The organism is Gilliamella sp. wkB72, from assembly GCF_001693745.1.
GTDB lineage: Bacteria > Pseudomonadota > Gammaproteobacteria > Enterobacterales > Orbaceae > Gilliamella > Gilliamella apicola_E.
Window position 1 is genome coordinate 139462 of sequence record NZ_LZEI01000002.1, and the last position, 20804, is coordinate 160265.

Genomic DNA, 20804 nt, shown 5'->3' on the forward strand with positions numbered 1-20804 from the left:
TAGGACGTTTAGGCTAGAAGGGTATTGCTTTATTATTTTATTACTATAATATAGCCACCTCTTTGACGCGGGGTGGAGCAGCTTGGTAGCTCGTCGGGCTCATAACCCGAAGGTCGTTGGTTCAAATCCAGCCCCCGCAACCAATTCTTTTAAACCTATCCTAACTTATTCTTAATAATTTACTATCCTGACTTTGGTATACTGCAAGGGTTTAGCATTAAAATCGAGCTGGCATCTTTTAATCATTGATACATAACCTAATTATAATTAAAAATACTGTTATGCAAGTTACATACATTACTCTCTATCTTTGAGAAAAGTTAATTCAGAATATCAATATAATGGTTAGCAGAACATTAAGAATCGTGTGTTACTTATTAAATAAGAGAATAAACGAGAGGCATAATTCTATATTTAGCTATTAAATGAGTTTTCTGCAACCACTACTAGAATATTGGCTTCTTTAGATTATTGGTGTGATTGGCAGAATTATCACAATTTGATTGGCCATATTCGATTTACGATAGGTATAGCAAGCAATTAAATCAATATTTTGCATAACTATTTAAACGAAGCTATGTAAGGATGGATCATGATATTGAGTAAACATATTGATCCTTAAATTATTAAATATGAAATATTAGTTTTTTTATCAAAAGTAATTAGTTTATTAATATTAAGGAAGATCATTAAAATTAATGATCTTCATATATGATTAGCGTTCTATATTATTTATTATTTATTGGTTTTCTTAAAAAGATGCCATATGAAATTGCACCTAAAATAAGTAAACATGCACCTAATATAAATACATAACCGAAACTACCGGTTATATCAAGTATGATACCTGTTACAATTGGTGCCATTGCTGCACCTAAAAAGCCGCCAAAGTTCTGAATTGCACCTAATGAACCGACTTGGTGACTAGGTGCTACATCAGCAGCTAATGTCCATATAACGCCTGATGGGAGTTGAGAAGCAAAATAACCAATAGATAAAAGAACAATACTAAGTACAGTATTATCAATAAAAGCAATGGGTGCGACTGAAGCGGCTGCAAGTATAGCTCCACCAACAATAGGAATTTTTCTTGCATTTATTGGTTGAAAACCTCGTCGTATAGCGAAATCAGAAATAATTCCACCGAGTAGAACACCTATAATACCGCAGAAAAAAGGAATTGATGCAATCCATCCCATTTGTTTTAAAGTAAAGCCTTGTTCTTTTTCTAAGTAACTAGGTAACCATGTTAAGTAAACCCAAATAGTAAACATAATTCCAAAATTACCGAGAATCATAAACCAAGTCATTTTTTGTTTTAATAAATCTCCCCATGATGCTTGAGATTCTTTTCTTTTTGGTTCTTCTGCATTAGATTTACCTTTTATTAGCGTAATTTCTTCCGGTGTTGGGTTCCGATATACTTTTAACCAAACAAGCATGACAAGTAATCCAAATACACCAATGATTATAAACATACCACGCCAACTCATCGTTAACATAAGAATGGTTAATAGTGGCGGAGCAATAGCATTAGCTATTTGTGAACCAGTATTAATTATGGATACAGGGACACCTCGTTCTTCTTTTGAGAACCATGTTTCAGTTGTTTTTAATCCTGAGGTAAAGAAAGGTGATTCAACAACACCTAACACTACTCTCATGGCATAAAACATTGAATAGCTATTTAAAAAGCCGCAAAGGATGGTAACTAAAGACCATAGGCCAGACGCCCAAGCAAACATTTTTTTAGGACCAAATTTATCCACCAACCAACCTGCAGGTAAGTTAGCTAGCGCGTATGGCCAGAGGAATGCCGATAATAAAAATCCCATTTGGGTTTGAGATAACCCAAACTCCTGAGCTATTGTTGTATTTGCAATACTTAAATTTGATCTATCTAAGTAATTGACGATAGCCCCGATTACAAGAAGAATGATGAATCCCCATCTTAGTTTTGGTTTTTGTTGTATTGTCATATCCACACCTTTATTTTAGACAAAACGATCCTATAGACATATCAAAGATATGCCTTTACTTTATTAATATTAATTATTGTTTATTTTTTAGCTTTATTTACTGCTGCTACAAATTTTTTAGCTGCTTGAGTTACTTTACTATAATCATTATCCTTCATAGCTGCTTTGGTAATATAACTAGCGACCCCCACACAAACAGCTCCAGCAGCAAACCATTCATGAACGTTTTCAGGTGTTACACCACCTGTTGGAGAGATTGGAGCATGCTCTAAGGGTGCTAAAACAGATTTGACATAATTTGGATTAACAAACTCAGCTGGAAAGAGTTTCACAATATCAGCTCCAGCTTCTAAAGTATTTTGAATCTCAGTGGGAGTAAAGGCACCGCTCATCGTTATAGCTTGATAACGATTCGCAACTTTAATCATTTCTGGATTTAAGTTAGGGCTAACTAATAATTCCGCTCCTGCTAATATTGCAGCTCGGGCTGTTTCACCATCTAGAACTGTTCCAGCGCCAATTAAAATACCTTTCTTTTTATACTTATCTGATAAATATTTTACTACACCAAGAGCGTTAGGTACTGCCATTGGAATTTCAATAACGGTAATACCACCTTTAATTGCTGCTTCAGCAACTTTTATTGATTCTTCTTCCGTTGCTAATCTCACAATCAATACAATTCCTGAATTAATAATTTTATTCAGATTATCTAATTTACGATACATTCATTATCTCCAATAGTCTGTCTTAATCTTTTAATTGATATAACTTATTTCCAGTAAATCCTAATTTTCTTGAAATTTGCAAAGCTGTTTCTTTAACTGATTTGGCAATAAGTTGTTCTTTATCTTTAGTCATTCCACTATATAAACTGGCAACGCTAAATGATGCAATCGGCTCATTTTCGTGGTTATAGATAGCAGAACTGATGCAATACATTTCTAAATTATCTTCGCGATCATCGATAGCGTAACCACGCTCTCTTGTTTTATCGGCATCTTTTAGAACTTCTTGATGATTTGTATGCGATAGTGGTGTTTTGCTTGGATAAGGTTCTTTTCCTAAAATATCAATAATTTGCTGATTTGAAAATGCGTGAAGCAACCCTTTTCCTAACCCTGTTGTATGTAAATAACGCCTAGAACCCAATTTAGCTGTTGGTTTAATGGTTGAATGATTTTCAGCCTTATCAATATAAACTATTTTGCCTTTATCTTTTACACCAAGAAATACGGTACTACCTGTTTGTCGATTGAGTTCCTGAATAAATGGCCTTGCTGCATCGGCTACACCCATATTAGTAATAACTGAACTACCGATTTCAAATGCTAATAAACTCAAACCATAAGTTTTTTGTTTAATATCTTTTATCTCGATGATTTCCTTATACACTAAAGTTTGTATTAGTTCAAAAGCACTACTCTTAGGTAATTGCAACATTTCGCAAATATTATTGAGTGTTAAATATTTATCACTACTTACAAATAGTAAAAGTAAATCTATTGTTCTTGCTGCCGATTTATTTAATTTTAGTGGTCTATTATCTTGTTTCATAATTTCGCAAATGTGAACTGTGAAGTAGGTTCAATAATTAAACTATATTTCTGTATTTAATATAGCATGTCATATTATTATTGCATTTCCATTTTATATTATATTATTCAATTTATTATTTAGTTCACATTAATGGTTCGCGTTTATGAATAACGGTTCGCAAATGCGAAAAGGAAAGGGTTATGAAAGTTAATACAAGTACAAAGGCTATTTTTCTTATTGGAGCTGCTGGTTCAGGGAAGTCAACCGTAGGAAAATTTTTATCTTCAAAGCTCCACTATTGTTATTTGGATAAAGACATTGTAGCTAACCGCTTTACTGGCGAATTACTTATGTCAAAAGGATATGAACCTACAGCAAGAGATGGATGCGAATTTTATAAAAAAGAAGTTATGAATATTGAATATGATACATTACTGCATATTGCAAGTGAAAATTTGAAACTGGGTAATTCAGTAATACTTGATGCTCCTTTTTTAAGTTATTTTTCTGATGAAAACTATATCAATCAAGTTAAGCAACGATTTAATTGTAGCCAAATGGAATGCTATGTTTTAGAAGTCTTTGTACCAGCTGATGTTTTGAAGCAAAGAATATTAGAACGTAATAATGCTCGTGATACATGGAAATTAGATAATTGGGATACATTTATTGAAAGTTTAAATCAAAAACGATGTCTATGGAAAGATGTAAATTATATCCGTTATGATAATAGTGCACCGGAAATAGATGAATATACTCTTTTAAAACACTTTAATTAGATTATGAGATTAATATATAATTATTATATACTTTTGTCTTTGACGCAGGGGAGCAGCTTGGTAGTACGTTGGGATCATAAGATCACTGGTTCAAATTCTGCTCCTGCATTAATTCTTTTATATTTATTATAGCTTTTCTTACTTAAAATTTTATTGTTTATACTGATTTTGGTACTGCAAGTAACGTTGATACCGCTTCACTAATTCTTCTAGCGATATAGCTATTATTCATGGTGTACAAATGGATACCGTCAACATTTTGTGAAACTAAATCAACAATCTGATCGATAGCATAAGCAATACCGGCGTCACGGAATGCATCAGGGTGATACTCATATTTCTCCATCATCTGTTTGAATTTCTTCGGTAGATTTACGCCACACATCGATACCATACGTTCAATTTGGTTTTTGTTCGTTACCGGCATAATCCCTGCTTCAATTGGTACATTAATCCCCATATCACGGGCTTTGTCTAAGAAAGTGTAAAAATAGTCGTTATCAAAAAATAGCTGTGATATCAGTTGATCTGTTCCGGCACTCACCTTTTCTTTTAAATGTATTAAATCTTGTTTTAGCGTTGATGCTTCAAGATGTCCTTCAGGATAACAGGCCCCAATCACATTAAAATCACCATTTTCTTTAATAAATGAAACCAGCTCGCTGGCATAGCGAAAATCATCTTTAGGTGTAACTGTCGGGCTAATATCACCTCGCAATGCAAGCACATTATCGATACCGGCACATTTGAGATCATGAAGAATTTTCTGCATTTCTGCTTTATCAAAATTAATTCCTGGCAAATGAGCAACACTTTCAATGCCATAAGTATGTTTGACAGCGTGGGCGATATCAATTGTCGTTTGACCATTCAAACTACCACCAGCGCCATAAGTAACACTGATAAAATCAGGTTTGAAGTAACCAAGTTCACGCAATGTGCTATAGATTGTCTCTAAAGGTGACGTTTTTTTAGGGGGAAAAACTTCAAAAGAGAACACGGTTTTTTTATTAAAGAGTAAATTTGTTTTCATCTGTATCATCCATTGGTGTGATTACTATTATCCTTACTGACATTTCCGCCGCCAAAATCGGCGGCGGAAATTAAGGTAAAGCAAATTAATTAACGCTGTTAATTAAGTGTTTTTCGAACTTCTAATGTTGCTTGAACTAAATGTTCTAAACTTGCAACAACTTCTTTCTCACCACGAGTTTTTAAACCACAATCCGGATTAATCCAAAGTTTTTGCTTGTCAATTTTTGCCAGTAACTTCTCAATTGTTGCTTTGATTTCAGCAACCGGTGGTACACGTGGTGAATGGATATCATAAACACCCGGTCCAACTTCAGTTTTAAAATTATTGGCTTTAAGCACATCAATCAATTGTAGATTAGAACGTGATGCTTCAAATGAAATCACATCAGCATCCATGGCATCGATATCTTTGATAATGTCAGCAAATTCGCTATAACACATATGTGTATGAATTTGTGTATCAGCTTGTACTTTGCTGTGCACTAGTCTAAATGCCGGAATAGCCCAATCCAGATATTCACTATTCCAATCAGCTTTACGTAATGGTAATTTCTCTTTTAACGCCGCTTCATCAATTTGGATGACTTTGATGCCGGCCGCTTCAAGATCTAACACTTCATCACTGATTGCTAAACCAATTTGGAATACAGACTCTTTTTGTGAAATATCTTCACGAGGGAACGACCAGTTAAGGATCGTCACTGGGCCAGTTAACATGCCTTTAACTGGTTTGTCAGTTAGGCTTTGTGCATATTGTGAATATTCAACGGTAATTGGTTTAGAGCGTGAAATATCACCCCATACAATTGGCGGCTTAACACAACGAGTACCATAAGATTGCACCCATGCTTTTTCAGTAAAGACAAAACCATTTAAGCTTTCACCAAAATACTCAACCATGTCATTACGTTCAAATTCGCCGTGAACTAACACATCAATACCAATCTGTTCTTGAAGCTTGATGCATTCTGCAATTTTTTGTTTGTTAAACTCGGTATATTCATTTAAGCAAATTTCACCTTTCTTGAATTTTGCACGGTTTAAACGTACATCAGGTGTTTGCGGAAATGAACCAATCGTTGTTGTAGGTAATAATGGCAAATTAAAGGCTTTTTTCTGTGCTGCTTCACGTACTGAAAATTCCGGTAGACGAGTAAAATCAGACGCTTTTAAAGCCGAAACTTTTTGACGTACCGCTTGATTTGCTCCTTCACGCTCACGCGTAAATAGGGTTTGATTTGCTTTGTAAGCCGGACTATTTTCAAAATTCGAGTCTTTGACTAATTCACCAAGTTCAGCTAACTCTTGTAGTTTTTCTTGAGCAAAAGCAAAATAAGCACGTTGTTGAATCGTTAATTTAGTTTCGTTTTGTAATGTATAAGGTACGTGGAGTAAAGAACACGAAGTATTAATCACAATGTTTGCCGCTTTTTGCTTAATTTTTGCGACTAATTCCAATGTTTTTTTATAATTATTTTTCCAAATATTTTTACCATTTACCACACCAGCAAATAACACTTTATCAGCCGGGAAACCATGACTTTCAAGTAATGCTAAGGATTGTTTACCTTCAACAAAATCAAGTCCGATACCGTCAAATGGTAACGCCACTAATTGTTGGTAACAATCACGCACATCGCCAAAGTAAGTTTGTAAAACCACTTTGGTTGTACCTTTAACGGATAAAATTGACTGATAAAGCTCATTGAATAGAGAAATATCTTCATGAGTTAAATCCGTCACTAAAATTGGCTCATCAATTTGTATCCACTGCGCACCAAGTGCAGTAAATTTCTGAATAATTTCTTGATAGGCTTTAATAATATCGGCTTTAAAATCAACTAGCTGTTTATTACCTAAATACTGTGCTAATTTGAAAAAGGTTAATGCGCCAATCACAACCGGTTTGGTTTGAATACCTAATGCTTTGGCTTCTTGATATTCGTCAAAAGGTTTTGTGCTGGCTAGTTTTATTTGTAGTGAATCTTCAATTTCAGGCACTAAGTAGTGATAGTTGGTGTTAAACCATTTTTTCATTGCCAGCGCTCGCACATCACCTTTTTCACCTTGATAACCACGCGCCATGGCAAAATAACGATCGAGTTCAGGTAAGCCTAAATCTTGATAACGTTTTGGGATAACATTCAGTAAACAGGCCGTATCTAATACTGCATCATAAAATGAAAAGTCATTAGATGAGATTAAAGCAATTTTATGTGATGCTTGTTGTTGTAGATGTTCAGCACGTAGGGCTTTTGCTTCATTTAATAATTCAGCTTGGGTTTTGTTACCTTTAAAATAAGCTTCGGTTGCAAATTTAAGCTCACGAAGTTTACCAACACGAGGATATCCAATAACTGCAGTATTCATTTTCTTTTCCTTATTTAGCATTTAGCACTTTTCTTTAGTGGTTAAAAAGATAGCAAAAAAAAATGTTATTGAATAATTCTAGTTTTTTATCAAAAGATATAGTTTTTAACTATATCAAAAGGTATAAAAAAATCCCTCTGTTTTTCAACAGAAGGATTGAAATAGATGAAAATTAATAAATTAACTACTGGCGCCATTCGCCACGAATTGGTCTTGAAAAATGAGCAAGCACAGCGATCATACAGATTTCAATCGATACACCCCAATAGATATGCCCTAAAATTTCACTCCAAAGTTCATAACCATTTAGGTTCCATAACCAACCAACGGTGCCTTCCGGATCATAAGCGGGATGACGAAAACCTAATAGCGGAATTAAAAAACCGTGCATCATAACGGTAATGATAATGCCATAAAATGCACCATACCATAATCGAATATTATTCCAAAAGTAGGCAATAAATACATAAACGAAGGCAAAGGCAAAACTAAATAACCAGTGATAAAGTGTTACTGCGCCCGAAACGATTGCCGTTTGGTAAACATAATCAAGTGAATGAGAATTAATGCCTAACCAACCAAGCCATGCATCAATGTGTGCCGCAGGTGGTGAAATTTCCCCAGGAACACGAGGAGGCATATTAACTTCAGAACCCCATTTAACCAGTGCGCTAATGAATCCACCAATCAGAGTAGTCCAAACAATAATTTGTCGATTTATTTTATTTCCAAACATTTAATAATACCTTTATAGTTTAAAAGCTTGTAAATTATATCCGTAAGCAACCGTGGAAGAAAGGGGAATAAGCTGAATTGACCGAGTGTAAAAGTTATTGTTATAATTGGTAAAAATTATTTATTAAGCGTCTTTTAATAGCATCCTAAAAAGTAGCAAATAAATTATCCATGGATTTAGGTTATGAATGTCGAAATTGTACAATTTCCTGCTACACAATTAGCCGTCATTGAACATTATGGTTCACCTTTATTAGAGAATAACACTCTAAATAAATTCATTAAATGGCGACAAGAAAACAATTTTTTAGATAGTCAAAAGTATCAAAGTTATGGTATTCATTATACCAATCCCAACACGACGCCTCTCAATGAGCATCATGTCGATTTTGCAATATCGATAAATTGCACAATTCCCCCAAATGATTATGGAATCATCAATAAAAAAATACCACAACTTCGTTGTGCCAAGGCAAGGGATATTGGCTCTAGAGAAAATAATCAAGCCATTATTTACTTACTTGAAACATGGCTTCCGCAAAGTGGCGAGCGAATAGGGAACTTTCCTCCAATTTTCCATTATGTAAATGTCGGTTTAAACATTCAACCACAAGAGATGATCACTGATGTTTATTTGCCTTTAGCGTAAATTAATTATTATCTTTTTAAAAATTAACGCTTATAAAAATAATTAACTGTATTTATTTACAGTGTTTTTGCTGTTATACTGCCAATATGGTAACCAACCTTATGTATTAATTTATTATGATAACGCAATTGACTATTAATAATTTTGCTATCGTCGATCAGTTGTTAGTTGATTTTACAACAGGGATGACCGCAATTACGGGTGAAACAGGCGCAGGTAAATCGATTGCGATCGATGCATTAGGGCTTTGTTTAGGAAATCGTTCTGATGCTTCAGCTATTCGTAATGGAGCTGATCGGGTTGATATTTCAGCCAGTTTTGTTCTTGATGATACTCCAGCAGCATACTCCTGGTTAACCGAAAATCAACTTGATGAAGGTAATGAATGTATTTTAAGAAGAGTTATCAATCAAGATGGGCGTTCGAAAGCATTTATTAATGGGCGTGCTGTTCCTATCTCACAATTAAAAGATTTAGGACAAATGTTAATACAAATTCATGGCCAACATGAACATCAGCGTTTATTACGAAGTGATTATCAACAAATTTTACTTAATCATTATATGAATGAGCCGACACTATTGTCGAATATGCAACAAGCTTATAAACAATGGAAATCTGCAAGCCAAGCTTATCAACAATATCTTTCTTCCAAACAAGAGCGTGATGCTCATGTTCAGTTATTACAATATCAATTAAAAGAGTTAAATGAATTTTCACCAATTGAAGGTGAATATCAACAAATCGATGAAGAATATAAAAAATTATCCAATAGCGAACAGCTAATTAATCTTAGCCAACAATCTATCATGCTATTAGATGAAGCAGACGAATATAATGTCAGCAACATGCTTAATAGTGTTAAACAAAGTATTCATGAGTTGGTCGCATTAGATCCTTCACTAAATGATGTTTTAGCTATGTTAGAAGATGCCGCTATTCAAATTAAAGAAGCTAGCTATGAATTACGCCATTATAGTGAGAGCTTAGAGCTCGATCCGGCAAGAGTGATGCAACTTGAACAACGCTTGTCTAAACAAATTGCTTTAGCGCGAAAACATCATGTTTCTCCTGAAGCATTACCTGAGTTACATCAAAATTTACTTAATGAATTTAAGCAGATTAATCAACAAGATGAACAAGGTGAACAGTTAAAAGAAGAGATCAAAAAGTATCAACAAATTGCGATAGAGCTGGCTGCAAAATTGCATCAAAAACGATTAACAGTGAGTAAAACGTTGGCTAAAAAAGTAATGGCTATTATGCACGATTTATCTATGCCAAACGGTCAATTCAGTATAGATGTTATATTTGATGAAAATCGATTAAGTGAAGATGGCGCAGACCAAGTTTCTTTTTTAGTGAGTACTAATGCTGGGCAAGTAGTGCAGCCATTAGTCAAAGTTGCATCTGGTGGTGAATTGTCTCGTATCGCACTAGCCATACAGGTTTTGACCGCGCAAAAAATGGATACCCCAGCGTTGATTTTTGATGAAATTGATGTCGGTATTAGTGGACCAACAGCGGCTAAGGTTGGGCAACTGTTAAGGCAACTTGGTGAGTCAACACAAGTCATTACGGTAACGCATTTACCACAGGTAGCGGGTCAAGCTAATCAGCACTATTTTGTCAGTAAGCAAACGAATGGTAAACAAACATCGACAGATATGCAAAGATTAGATGAAAACGGACGTTTAAATGAACTTGCTCGGTTGTTAGGTGGGGATAAAATTACAGATGCAACACTTGCCAATGCGAAAGAGTTACTTATTATCTAATTTAATTATGGTAATATATCGCCTTTAATTGGGATCGGAGAATAACGAGATCATGAGTCTATCTGGTAAACATATTTTATTAGGGATAACTGGTGGCATTGCTGCTTACAAATGCCCTGATCTTGTCCGCCATCTAAAAAAAGCAGGTGCGCAGGTACATGTGGTATTAACTGAGTCAGCGAGCCATTTTGTCACGCCAATGACATTGCAAGCATTGTCTGGTAATACGGTATCAAGTGATTTATTTGACCCTTCTGCTGAACTATCGATGAGTCATATTGAATTAGCTAAATGGGCTGATTTGGTATTAATTGCTCCCGCTACGGCAAATATCATTGCGAAAATGGCAAATGGTATTGCTGATGATCTTTTATCAACAGTGTGTCTTGCAACACCAGCTAAAATTGCCATAGCGCCAGCTATGAACCAACAGATGTATAAAGCTGCTGCAACTCAACAGAACTTAGCGACATTAGCTTCGCGAAATACCTTAATTTGGGGTCCTGATGATGGTTTTCAAGCTTGTGGTGATTTTGGCCCAGGGCGAATGGTTGAACCTGCAACTATTGTTAAGCATGTTGAGAAGTATTTTTCAGCAACGTCAACACTTGCTGGAACCGAGATTACTATTACTGCGGGCCCAACCATTGAAGAGCTTGATCCAGTACGCTATATCAGTAATTACAGTTCAGGTAAAATGGGTTATGCTATTGCTCAGGCAGCGGCTGAAATTGGAGCAACAGTAAACTTAATCAGTGGCCCAGTTAATTTAGCAACTCCAAATAATGTGAATCGCATTAATGTAAAAAGTGCTAATGAGATGTATGATGTGGCATTAAAGTTTGCTAAAAAATCATCAATTTTTATTTCTTGTGCTGCTGTTGCTGATTATAGAGCTGAAACTATTGCCACGAAAAAAATTAAAAAAACCGATGATAGTAATGAACTTGTTATTAAATTAGTTAAAAATCCTGATATTGTTGCCAACATTGCTTCATTAAAGAAAGGACGTCCGTTTGTTGTAGGCTTTGCCGCTGAAACCAATAACATAAAGGCTTATGCCCTTAAAAAATTAACCACTAAGAACTTAGATTTGATTTGTGCTAATGATGTGTCTGACAAGAAAATAGGCTTTAATTCTGATCAAAACGCATTAACCCTTTATTGGCAAAATGGTGAACAAACGTTACCATTAAGCAATAAGCAAGAATTAGCAAAAGAATTACTTCAAGCAGTTATAACACGATATAAAGCGAGTCATGATGAAAAGAAAAATTGATATAAAAGTATTAGATAAACGTTTAGGTAACGAGTTTCCACTGCCAACTTACGCAACTGAAGGTTCCGCAGGTATTGATTTAAGAGCGATGTTTGATAAAACAACCGAAATCAAAGCAGGCGAAACAATCTTAACCCCAACCGGATTATCAATGCATATTGCTGACCCTAGTTTAGCTGCATTAGTATTACCTCGTTCAGGCCTTGGTTCAAAAAATGGTATTGTCCTTGGTAATTTAGTCGGTTTAATTGATTCCGATTATCAAGGACAGTTGTTTGTTCCCCTTTGGAACCGAAGTCAAAACCCATTTGTTATTGAGCCAGGTGATCGTATTGCTCAATTAATTATTGTGCCAGTCGTGCAAGCAGAATTTAATATTGTTGATGATTTTATCGAATCAGCGCGTGGCGAAGGTGGATTTGGGCATTCAGGTAAGAAATAATCGTGAGTAGCAAAAATAAAAATCGTAAAGAAGATATACTTCAAGCATTAGCAACAATGCTTGAATCCAATGAGGGAACACAACGAATAACTACTGCTAAATTAGCTGCAACTGTTGGTGTTTCTGAAGCGGCATTGTATAGGCATTTTCCAAGTAAAACTAAAATGTTTGAAAGTTTGATCGTTTATATTGAAGACATTTTGCTTTCTCGCATCAATGTGATTTTGCAAGATGAACCAAAAACATTTACGCGGCTTCAACTTATTTTGGCTTTAATCCTTGGTTTTTCTGAAAAGAATCCTGGGTTGACTCGGATTATGACTGGCCATGCGTTAATGTTTGAGCAAGACCAATTGCAAGAACGAATCAGTCAATTATTTGAACGTATCGAAACGCAGATAAAGCAAGTTATACGAGAAAGAAAAATCCGTGAAGGTGTGGCCTTTACCACTGATGAACGTATTTTATCTAGTCAGTTACTTGCTTTTTGCGAAGGAATGATGGCTCGTTATTCCCGTTCTGGTTTTAAATATCTACCAACAACAAACTTTGAAACCCGTTGGGCTTTATTAGCAAAACAGTTAGTTTAAACCAATTTAATCGCAATTATTCAATTAACTATTTCTGTTATTTTTACAGAGGATAATTTCATGAGTTTTGAAAATATAGTAAACCAGATTTGGTTGTTTATTGAGAAATATGATGGCGTAGTAATCAGTTATATTGCTCATTTTTGTTTTGCCATTCTTATTTTTTTAATTGGTCGAACAATTGCTAAATTTGTTGCTCGTCAATTAAGAAGAATTTTAACTAATCGCCATGTCGATCCGACTGTAGTTAAATTTGTTAGTTCTTTATCTTATTATGCCATTATTGTTATGACGCTAGTTGCCGTGTTAGGTCAACTTGGTGTGCAAACCGCATCAATTGTTGCGGTAATTGGTGCCGCCGGCTTAGCCGTAGGTTTAGCTCTGCAAGGTTCGTTGTCTAATTTTGCAGCTGGTGTCATTTTAATTATCTTTCGCCCATTTAGAGTTGGTGAAACAGTCATTATTAATAATCAGCAAGGTGTTATTGATTCGATTCAAATTTTTTCAACAACTATTGTCACGCCAACGAATGAAATGGTCGTCATTCCAAATGGACAAGTGGTTAGTGCAAATATTATTAACTATACTCGTTTGCCAGAAAGACGTTTAGATATAGTTGTTAATGTGGGATATGATTCTGATATTCAGAAAGTTTATAAAGTATTAAGAGAAGCTGTAAATAAAACTGATAATATTTTAACGAGTAAAGAACCGATTATACGTTTGGATTTGCTGGATGCTTCATCCATGAATTTTAATGTTTTAGTCTGGACGTTAAATGCTAATTATGGACCAGTAAAAGCTGTATTACTTGAGAATATTAAAAATGGGCTAACTGAAAATGGCATTAATATTCCTTACCCAACTATGGATGTAAATCTTAGTTCTCCGTCGTAATTTTCAACTACATTATGTATTCCGTTGTCATTGAACAACGGAATCATTTTTCAAAAATTAGATATCTTGATCCATGTTTAAAGCTGGTTTATCACAATCAGGACAACCAACAATTTTAGCAGGAACACCAGCTACTGTTGTATGTTCAGGAACAGGCTCTAAAACGACTGAACCAGCTCCAATTTTTGCTCCTTTACCTATTTCTATATTTCCTAAAATCGTTGAGTGTGCACCAATCATTACTCCTTCACGAATTTTAGGATGACGATCGCCATTTTCTTTTCCGGTTCCACCTAATGTCACTGATTGTAAAATAGAAACATCATTTTCAATAACTACGGTTTCACCAATGACTATCCCTGTTGCATGGTCAAACATAACACCACAGCCAATTTTAGCTGCTGGATGGATATCAACGCCAAATACAATAGCAATTTGACTCTGTAAAAAAGTTGCTAGTGATTTACGGTTTTGTTTCCAAAGCCAGTGTGCAATTCGATAAGCTTGTAGTGAAAGAAAACCTTTATAATAAAGTAGCGGTGTGGAATAGTAATTGGTTGCTGGATCTCGAATGTAAACAGCAAGTATATCGGTAATCGCGGCATTGATTATGTTGTTATCTGCTTGATAAGCTTGTCTAGCAATTTCTCGAATCTCAATTGCCGGTACAACTTGGGTTGCAAGCTTGTTAGCTAAAATATAACTTAATGCACTACCTAAATTTTCATGATTAAGTAAAGTTGCATGGAAATAGCTTGCTAACATTGGCTCACTTTCAACGAGCTTTGATGCTTCTTCTCGGATTGTCTGCCATAACATGTCCGGTTTAACCACTTTTTTGCTTGTATTCACACCAAGTACCTATATAGATTTAAACGTCAGTCTCAACAATTTATATTGTTTCGCAAACTAAGAATAGAAGCAAGCTTTCTCTATAGATATTATAAAATGGGAACAAATTGTTCCCATTTTATAACATTTAAGAATGATGGTTATTTTTCTGTTTTTTGTTTATTGTCACTTAAAGTAAATGTTGCAATAAATAAAATGACAAATACTATTGCTGCTAGCACATAGAAAGTAGTTGAATATCCTGTTTTATCAAATAACTTACCTACAATCCATGACAATACAATAACACCTACATTTGATGAGATGTTAAATCCAACTAAGTATAGTGTGGATGATAGTCTCGCATCAAAGTTGGCTACAGCGTATTTAAATACTGCTAGAATAAATAGTGGTGTTTCAATTGCGTGGAAAAGTTTAACTAATGAAATTAGATAAACATTATCTAACGTTGCAGATAATGAGATTCGGCATACCATTACCAACGCTGCTGCTAGTAAAGCTTTTTTTGCACCAATTTTATTAATAAAATAGGGTACTAAAATCATACAAGCTGCTTCTAAAAAAACTTGGAAAGAATTTAAATATCCATAAACTTGATAGCCACTTTCTGGTTTATCAAAGAAGCTGGTATAGAAATTTGGGAATAGTTGCTGATCATATATGGTATAAAAGCTATTAGTACCGATTATAAAAAAGACAAATAACCAAAACTTTTTCATACCAAATAGTGAAAAAATTTCACTCATGGTAGGGATAGATGGTTTTTCCATGACGGCTTGTGTTTTACCGTTTGCCAAAGACTCTTGTTTAGGTTTGAAAACTAAATTGATGGTGAAATAGATAGCTGCAACGCCAGATGCCATCCAGAAGTTAATGTGAGGGTTAATGCCAAATAAAATACCAGCAACAAAAGTTGCAGCAGCATAACCAAATGATCCCCAGAATCTTGCTGGCCCAAATTCAAAACCAAATAGACGACTAATTCGCTCGATAAAAGAGTCAATCAAAGCACATCCAGAAATAAAACCAGCACTTAATACTGGGGCACCAATACAGACACCCAAAATAAAATCATTTCGAAGTAAAGGCTCATAGACATAAATTAAAAACGGGCCAATAAGTAACATGATAATACTTTGGAAGGTAATTACCGCTTTACCTATCTGCAATTTATCTTGGATAATGCCATAAAAAATCATAAAAAACATGGCTGCAGCAGAGTTAGCAGAATAAACAACCCCTAATTGTTCACCAGATAAACCAATTTGGCTTTTGAGCCAAATGGCATAAAAAGACCACCAAAGTGACCATGCTGCATAAAAGGTAACAAGATAGCCTGACGAGAACCAATAATTTCTATTTTGTATTATATCTATATTCATTTTCATTCTCTTTTTATGTTGAAGTTTAACGTTAACATGTTAATGTTAACATTATTGTCATAATTGGAATAAAATAGAAACAACCAATTATCATAAATGTTACTTTCCTCACACTTTTTATCATTTTTATTTGTGGTATCATCATACAAAGCTAAAATTTATTATTATTTTTAATGTGAGCAAAAGGATTCAACTATGGCTTCACTCAAGGATGTTGCTAGATTGGCATCAGTTTCATTGATGACGGTTTCTCGAGCAATCAATAATCCTGACAAACTCAATAAAGAAACATATAAAAAAGTGAAGAAAGCTATTGAGGAGCTTAATTATGTGCCGGATTTATCTGCACGAAAGATTCGAGGAGATAATTCTGGCCCTTATGCTATTGGTGTGCTGGCATTAGAAACGGCGACAACGCCATTCTCAGTTGAATTACTTCAAGCAATAGAAAAAACAGCTCAACAACATGGTTGGAATACGTTTATTGTTAATTTATTTGATGATAAAGATGCTGATCATGCGATTAATACTCTTTTATCTTATCGACCTAATGGTATTATTTATACAACAATGGGGTTAAGAAAAGTTCAACTGCCAGATAAATTGCTCGGTAAAAATGTGGTATTAGCAAACTGCATTAGTGATTCTGAGCAGCTTGCTTGTTACATCCCTGATGATTATTCTGGTCAATATCAAGCGATGCAGAATGTAATAAATAAGGGATATAAAAAACCATTATGTATCTATTTATCAGAAAATACTTTAGCGGGTAAAATTAGGCGTAAAGCTGCTGAGCAAGCATGGTTAGATGCTGGCAACGATTTAAACGATATCAAGAGTTATCATACTTTAATGTCACCTGCAAACCTTTCCCTAGAATATATGATGACGATAGAAATTTTGGCAAAACATTGTGTTAAAAAACCAGATTTTGATGTATTAATTTGTGGTAACGATAGAATTGCTTTTGTTGCTTATCAATTTTTACTTGGTAAAGGATTTCATATTCCCAACGATGTTGCGGTTCTTGGTTATGACAATATGGTTGGTACTGGTGAACTTTTTTATCCTTCACTGACTACTGTACAATTACCACATTATGAAATAGGTCAAAAAGCAGCTCTGCATATAATCAATAGTGAAAGTAAAAAAACTATCACTCACATACCATCACCATATTTAGAACGAGAATCTTTATAACGAAAAAACCACCTTAGTTGGTGGTTTTTTTATAAATTATTCATAAATTGATTTTAATTGCCAGCTATCTAATTTGGTAATTTTTGCTTGTCCATTTTCGGCAAATAAGTTAATTAACCTTTTTGCTGGTAATTTAGGATAAATACGGCTTGAGAGGCTATATAAATCTTTATTTATGAAAACTTCGACTGATGATGCATCAACAAAAATATGTAATGTTAGTTTTTTGGTTTTTGGTAATGGCACACTTCGATAACCTTTTAAGTCAATTCCAGAAAGACTTCGGTCTAGAATGATGCGGTTAGCTTGCCGATCAATGTACAATAAGGTTGCTTGCTTACCATCTGGTGTCGCAGCAAGTTGTAATCCAAAACGTTCAGCATTACTATTGACTAAATCAATTTCAACATTAATTTCACAACTAATTGATTCAATTTTGGTATTTTTTAATTCACTATTTAATTCAATATTAGTTAATGATTGTGGTTTTTCGCGAAGTGCCACAAGTTCTTTAATTGGTCGATTACGAACTCTATTTTGTCGATCTAGGATTAATTCGCGTGGTAAAGTAAATGCTCCCATCCATTTATCATGTTTACTTGGCATTTTTGATTCCCACATATCCATCCAACCAAACATAATACGACGACCATCTGCTGCGAGGAATGATTGTGGCGCATAAAAATCGTGACCAAAGTCCATCTCTTGGAATGATTTGATTATTGAAAATGGCTTACCTGGCTGCCAATCTCCAACGATATAGCCAGATTGGAATCGATTTCGATATTGATAACCTTTTGCTTGCATACCTTGTGGTGAGAACATTAATACCCATTTATCTCCTAATGGGAAAAAGTCTGGACATTCAAGCATATAAACATTCGGATCGATATCACTAATAAGAACTTGTTCAAACTTCCAATCTTTTAAATCAGTTGAACGATAAAGTAACACTTGACCAACATCATTGGTTTCTCGCTGACCAACTACCATCCACCATTTACCATTTTGTTTAAACACTTTAGGATCACGAAAATGCATAATCCCTTCTTTTGGTGTAAGTACAGTTCCATGTTTTTTAAAATTAATACCATCTTTACTTGTGGCAAGACATTGAGTTTCTCGGATATGTTCATCATTACCTTGACCATTTAACCATATATGGCCTGTGTAAATTAAGCTCAATTCGCCATTATTATCTACAGCTGAACCTGAAAAACACCCACTCTTGTCATAATCATGATCTGGCGCAATTGCAATTGGTAATCTTCGCCATGTAATAAGATCATCACTTACTGCATGTCCCCAGTGCATTGGTCCCCAATTCTCATTATAAGGATGGTGTTGATAGAAAGCATGATATTGTCCTTTATAATAGACTAAGCCATTTGGATCATTCATCCAACCAGCTTGAGGTGATAAATGGAAATGAGGATAATATTGCTTATTCATTTCTTTTTCTAATTTTTTTATAGCTTGGTTAGCTTTATCAATTGCATTTGTCATAACATTCCCTTCTTTTATCATGAGTTAGGTTAATACGATTACATACTACATTAATTTTTTTGTTAACGTTAACTTATAGTGAAATAAACGTTAAAATATGTGATGATAGTCACATATTTTTAACGTTAACAATGATTTTTTTTATAAATGATTTAGTTTATAGTTAATATTGATTATCAACACATCAGCTAATCAATGCTTAATGAATTAATTTGAGTATGCTGAGATAGTAATGACACACAAATTTAACCTATTAATAATATGAGTGACAAAATGAATAATACAAAAGTATGGTCTCTTGGTGATGCTGTTATTGATTTATTACCATTTGGTGAAATGAACTACCGAGCCTGTGCTGGAGGTGCTCCTGCAAATGTAGCTATTGGTATTGCTAAGTTAGGACTGCCCTCTGGTTTTATTGGTAGAGTTGGTAATGATCCATTTGGTCACTTCATGGAAAAGACTTTTTGTGAGCATCATGTTGATTGCCAAAGTCTTGAAAAGGATGAGGAGCATAGAACAAGCACTGTTGTTGTTGACTTAGGTGAAAATGGTGAACGAAGTTTTACCTTTCTTGTTTCACCTTCGGCCGATCAATTTTTGTCAGAACAAGCACTTCCTGATTTTAATCAAGATATTCTTCATTTTTGTTCTCTAGCATTAGTTGGAACAACTTGTCGACAAACGCTCAAACAAGCTATTGAGAAACTGAGTGATAAAAATGGTTTAATTAGTTTTGATATCAATTTACGTGAACAAATGTGGCAAGATAAAAATGAAATGCGCACAATTATCACTCAATTCTGTCATGATGCTGACATTCTTAAGCTCTCTGATGAAGAGTTGTTTTGGTTAACTGAGAGCCAAGATTGGCATGTAGCACTCGATAAATTACAACAACATTATAATGCACCACTTAAGTTAGTTACCAAAGGTAGAGAGGGTAGTATTGTGTTATGGCAAGGTAAAACTTTTACTTTTGACTCATTTCATGTCAATAGCATTGATACAACTGGAGCCGGAGATGCTTTTGTTTCAGGTTTATTAAGTAGCATTGCTTCATCAGGAATGCCCGAAGATAAATTAATGTTAGAAAGCATGATGACTATTGCCAGTGCCTGTGGAGCACTAGCTACAACCAAAAAAGGTGCATTAACGGCATTACCAGACAGCGGTTTTTTACAATCATTTATTAGTGATAATCCTGCACTAATAGCGAAACAGATGGGATAGTAAAATGACTGAAAAGGAGAAAATGTTAACAGGTTTACTTTATAATCCTTGTATTAATGAGCTTGAAACAGAGCGGATTTATGCACAAGATCTCTGCTTTCAGTTAAACCAACTATCACCTTCAGCAGTGGATAAACGACAACAACTTTTTAGAAAGCTATTAGGTAAAACACCGAAGCAATTTACAATTATGCCCGGTTTTCAATGTGATTATGGCTACAATATTGAAATTGGAGAGAATTTTTTTGCTAATTTTAACTGCATCATGCTTGATGCGGCCAAAATTACATTCGGAGATAATGTCCTTGTCGCACCCAATTGCGGTTTTTATACCTCAGGTCACCCACTTGAAAGCCAAATACGCAACAGTGGGCTTGAGTTTGCCAAACCGATTACGATTGGTAATAATGTTTGGATTGGTGGTAACGTAATTGTACTACCCAATGTAACTATCGGCGACAATACAGTTATTGCAGCTGGCAGTATTGTGGATCGAGATATTCCTGCAAATGTCGTTGCCATGGGTACGCCATGCCGAGTGTATAAAACGCTTTAATGC

At 34.7% G+C, this 20804-nt stretch carries 19 protein-coding genes and 1 tRNA gene; 11 read left to right on the forward strand and 9 right to left on the reverse strand.

Annotated features, from left to right (window positions below; translation table 11 throughout):
- Positions 1-66 precede the first annotated feature (66 nt).
- Positions 67-143: transfer RNA gene (locus A9G07_RS01050), tRNA-Met, on the forward strand.
- A gap of 585 nt (positions 144-728) precedes the next feature.
- On the opposite strand, the gene A9G07_RS01055 is transcribed toward A9G07_RS01050, so the two are convergent.
- From A9G07_RS01055 to A9G07_RS01065, 3 genes are all read right to left on the reverse strand, one after another.
- Entirely contained in the window at positions 729-1979 is a 1251-nt protein-coding gene (locus A9G07_RS01055; RefSeq protein ID WP_065733683.1) for an MFS transporter, read from the reverse strand.
- 80 nt (positions 1980-2059) lie between these two features.
- The gene (eda, locus tag A9G07_RS01060; RefSeq protein ID WP_065733684.1) at positions 2060-2707 is read right to left on the reverse strand and encodes a bifunctional 4-hydroxy-2-oxoglutarate aldolase/2-dehydro-3-deoxy-phosphogluconate aldolase; all 648 of its coding nucleotides are present in this window, start codon (positions 2705-2707) and stop codon (positions 2060-2062) included.
- A gap of 22 nt (positions 2708-2729) precedes the next feature.
- Positions 2730-3536 (reverse strand): IclR family transcriptional regulator, encoded by an 807-nt coding sequence (locus A9G07_RS01065; RefSeq protein ID WP_065733685.1) that lies wholly within the window; start codon positions 3534-3536, stop codon positions 2730-2732.
- Between the two features lie 182 nt (positions 3537-3718).
- Here A9G07_RS01065 and A9G07_RS01070 point away from each other — a divergent pair, with 182 nt between their 5' ends.
- Positions 3719-4297, forward strand: coding sequence for an AAA family ATPase (locus A9G07_RS01070; RefSeq protein WP_065733686.1), 579 nt, complete (start codon positions 3719-3721; stop codon positions 4295-4297).
- Between the two features lie 157 nt (positions 4298-4454).
- On the opposite strand, the gene metF is transcribed toward A9G07_RS01070, so the two are convergent.
- From metF to A9G07_RS01085, 3 genes are all read right to left on the reverse strand, one after another.
- Positions 4455-5330 (reverse strand): methylenetetrahydrofolate reductase [NAD(P)H], encoded by an 876-nt coding sequence (gene metF / locus A9G07_RS01075; RefSeq protein WP_065733687.1) that lies wholly within the window; start codon positions 5328-5330, stop codon positions 4455-4457.
- 98 nt (positions 5331-5428) lie between these two features.
- Positions 5429-7702 carry a 5-methyltetrahydropteroyltriglutamate--homocysteine S-methyltransferase gene (gene metE / locus A9G07_RS01080; protein ID WP_065733688.1) on the reverse strand — a complete coding sequence of 758 codons (2274 nt, stop codon included), beginning with the start codon at positions 7700-7702 and terminating at the stop codon, positions 5429-5431.
- A 184-nt stretch (positions 7703-7886) separates the two neighbouring features.
- Positions 7887-8438, reverse strand: coding sequence for a YagU family protein (locus A9G07_RS01085; RefSeq protein WP_065733689.1), 552 nt, complete (start codon positions 8436-8438; stop codon positions 7887-7889).
- Between the two features lie 183 nt (positions 8439-8621).
- Between A9G07_RS01085 and A9G07_RS01090 the strand changes: the two genes are divergently transcribed.
- The 6 genes from A9G07_RS01090 (at position 8622) to A9G07_RS01115 (ending at position 14072) form a co-directional block, all read left to right on the forward strand.
- Entirely contained in the window at positions 8622-9086 is a 465-nt protein-coding gene (locus tag A9G07_RS01090; RefSeq protein WP_065733690.1) for an AraC family transcriptional regulator, read from the forward strand.
- Positions 9087-9202: 116 nt separating this feature from the next.
- A complete protein-coding gene (recN, locus tag A9G07_RS01095) occupies positions 9203-10864 on the forward strand; it encodes a DNA repair protein RecN (RefSeq protein WP_065733691.1) in 1662 nt (553 codons plus the stop codon).
- Positions 10865-10916: 52 nt separating this feature from the next.
- A complete protein-coding gene (gene coaBC, locus A9G07_RS01100; protein ID WP_081303314.1) occupies positions 10917-12143 on the forward strand; it encodes a bifunctional phosphopantothenoylcysteine decarboxylase/phosphopantothenate--cysteine ligase CoaBC in 1227 nt (408 codons plus the stop codon).
- A complete protein-coding gene (gene dut / locus A9G07_RS01105) occupies positions 12127-12585 on the forward strand; it encodes a dUTP diphosphatase (RefSeq protein WP_065733692.1) in 459 nt (152 codons plus the stop codon). The genes coaBC and dut overlap by 17 nt, the downstream gene beginning before the upstream one ends.
- Positions 12586-12587: 2 nt before the next feature.
- A complete protein-coding gene (slmA, locus tag A9G07_RS01110; protein ID WP_255305725.1) occupies positions 12588-13175 on the forward strand; it encodes a nucleoid occlusion factor SlmA in 588 nt (195 codons plus the stop codon).
- A 60-nt stretch (positions 13176-13235) separates the two neighbouring features.
- Positions 13236-14072 carry a mechanosensitive ion channel domain-containing protein gene (locus A9G07_RS01115; RefSeq protein WP_065562705.1) on the forward strand — a complete coding sequence of 279 codons (837 nt, stop codon included), beginning with the start codon at positions 13236-13238 and terminating at the stop codon, positions 14070-14072.
- A 57-nt stretch (positions 14073-14129) separates the two neighbouring features.
- On the opposite strand, the gene cysE is transcribed toward A9G07_RS01115, so the two are convergent.
- Together cysE and A9G07_RS01125 are read right to left on the reverse strand one after the other, a co-directional pair.
- Positions 14130-14891 carry a serine O-acetyltransferase gene (gene cysE / locus A9G07_RS01120; RefSeq protein WP_065562771.1) on the reverse strand — a complete coding sequence of 254 codons (762 nt, stop codon included), beginning with the start codon at positions 14889-14891 and terminating at the stop codon, positions 14130-14132.
- 173 nt (positions 14892-15064) lie between these two features.
- Positions 15065-16306 carry an oligosaccharide MFS transporter gene (locus A9G07_RS01125; protein WP_218059968.1) on the reverse strand — a complete coding sequence of 414 codons (1242 nt, stop codon included), beginning with the start codon at positions 16304-16306 and terminating at the stop codon, positions 15065-15067.
- A 195-nt stretch (positions 16307-16501) separates the two neighbouring features.
- Between A9G07_RS01125 and A9G07_RS01130 the strand changes: the two genes are divergently transcribed.
- Positions 16502-17506, forward strand: a complete 1005-nt coding sequence (locus tag A9G07_RS01130) for a LacI family DNA-binding transcriptional regulator (RefSeq protein WP_065733694.1) — start codon at positions 16502-16504, stop codon at positions 17504-17506.
- A gap of 36 nt (positions 17507-17542) precedes the next feature.
- Here A9G07_RS01130 and A9G07_RS01135 read toward each other — a convergent pair whose 3' ends face one another.
- Positions 17543-19012, reverse strand: a complete 1470-nt coding sequence (locus A9G07_RS01135) for a glycoside hydrolase family 32 protein (RefSeq protein WP_065733695.1) — start codon at positions 19010-19012, stop codon at positions 17543-17545.
- Positions 19013-19285: 273 nt separating this feature from the next.
- Between A9G07_RS01135 and A9G07_RS01140 the strand changes: the two genes are divergently transcribed.
- Both A9G07_RS01140 and A9G07_RS01145 read left to right on the forward strand, forming a co-directional pair.
- Positions 19286-20245 carry an aminoimidazole riboside kinase gene (locus A9G07_RS01140; RefSeq protein WP_065733696.1) on the forward strand — a complete coding sequence of 320 codons (960 nt, stop codon included), beginning with the start codon at positions 19286-19288 and terminating at the stop codon, positions 20243-20245.
- A 4-nt stretch (positions 20246-20249) separates the two neighbouring features.
- Positions 20250-20801 carry a sugar O-acetyltransferase gene (locus A9G07_RS01145; protein WP_065733697.1) on the forward strand — a complete coding sequence of 184 codons (552 nt, stop codon included), beginning with the start codon at positions 20250-20252 and terminating at the stop codon, positions 20799-20801.
- The last annotated feature ends 3 nt before the right edge of the window (positions 20802-20804 follow it).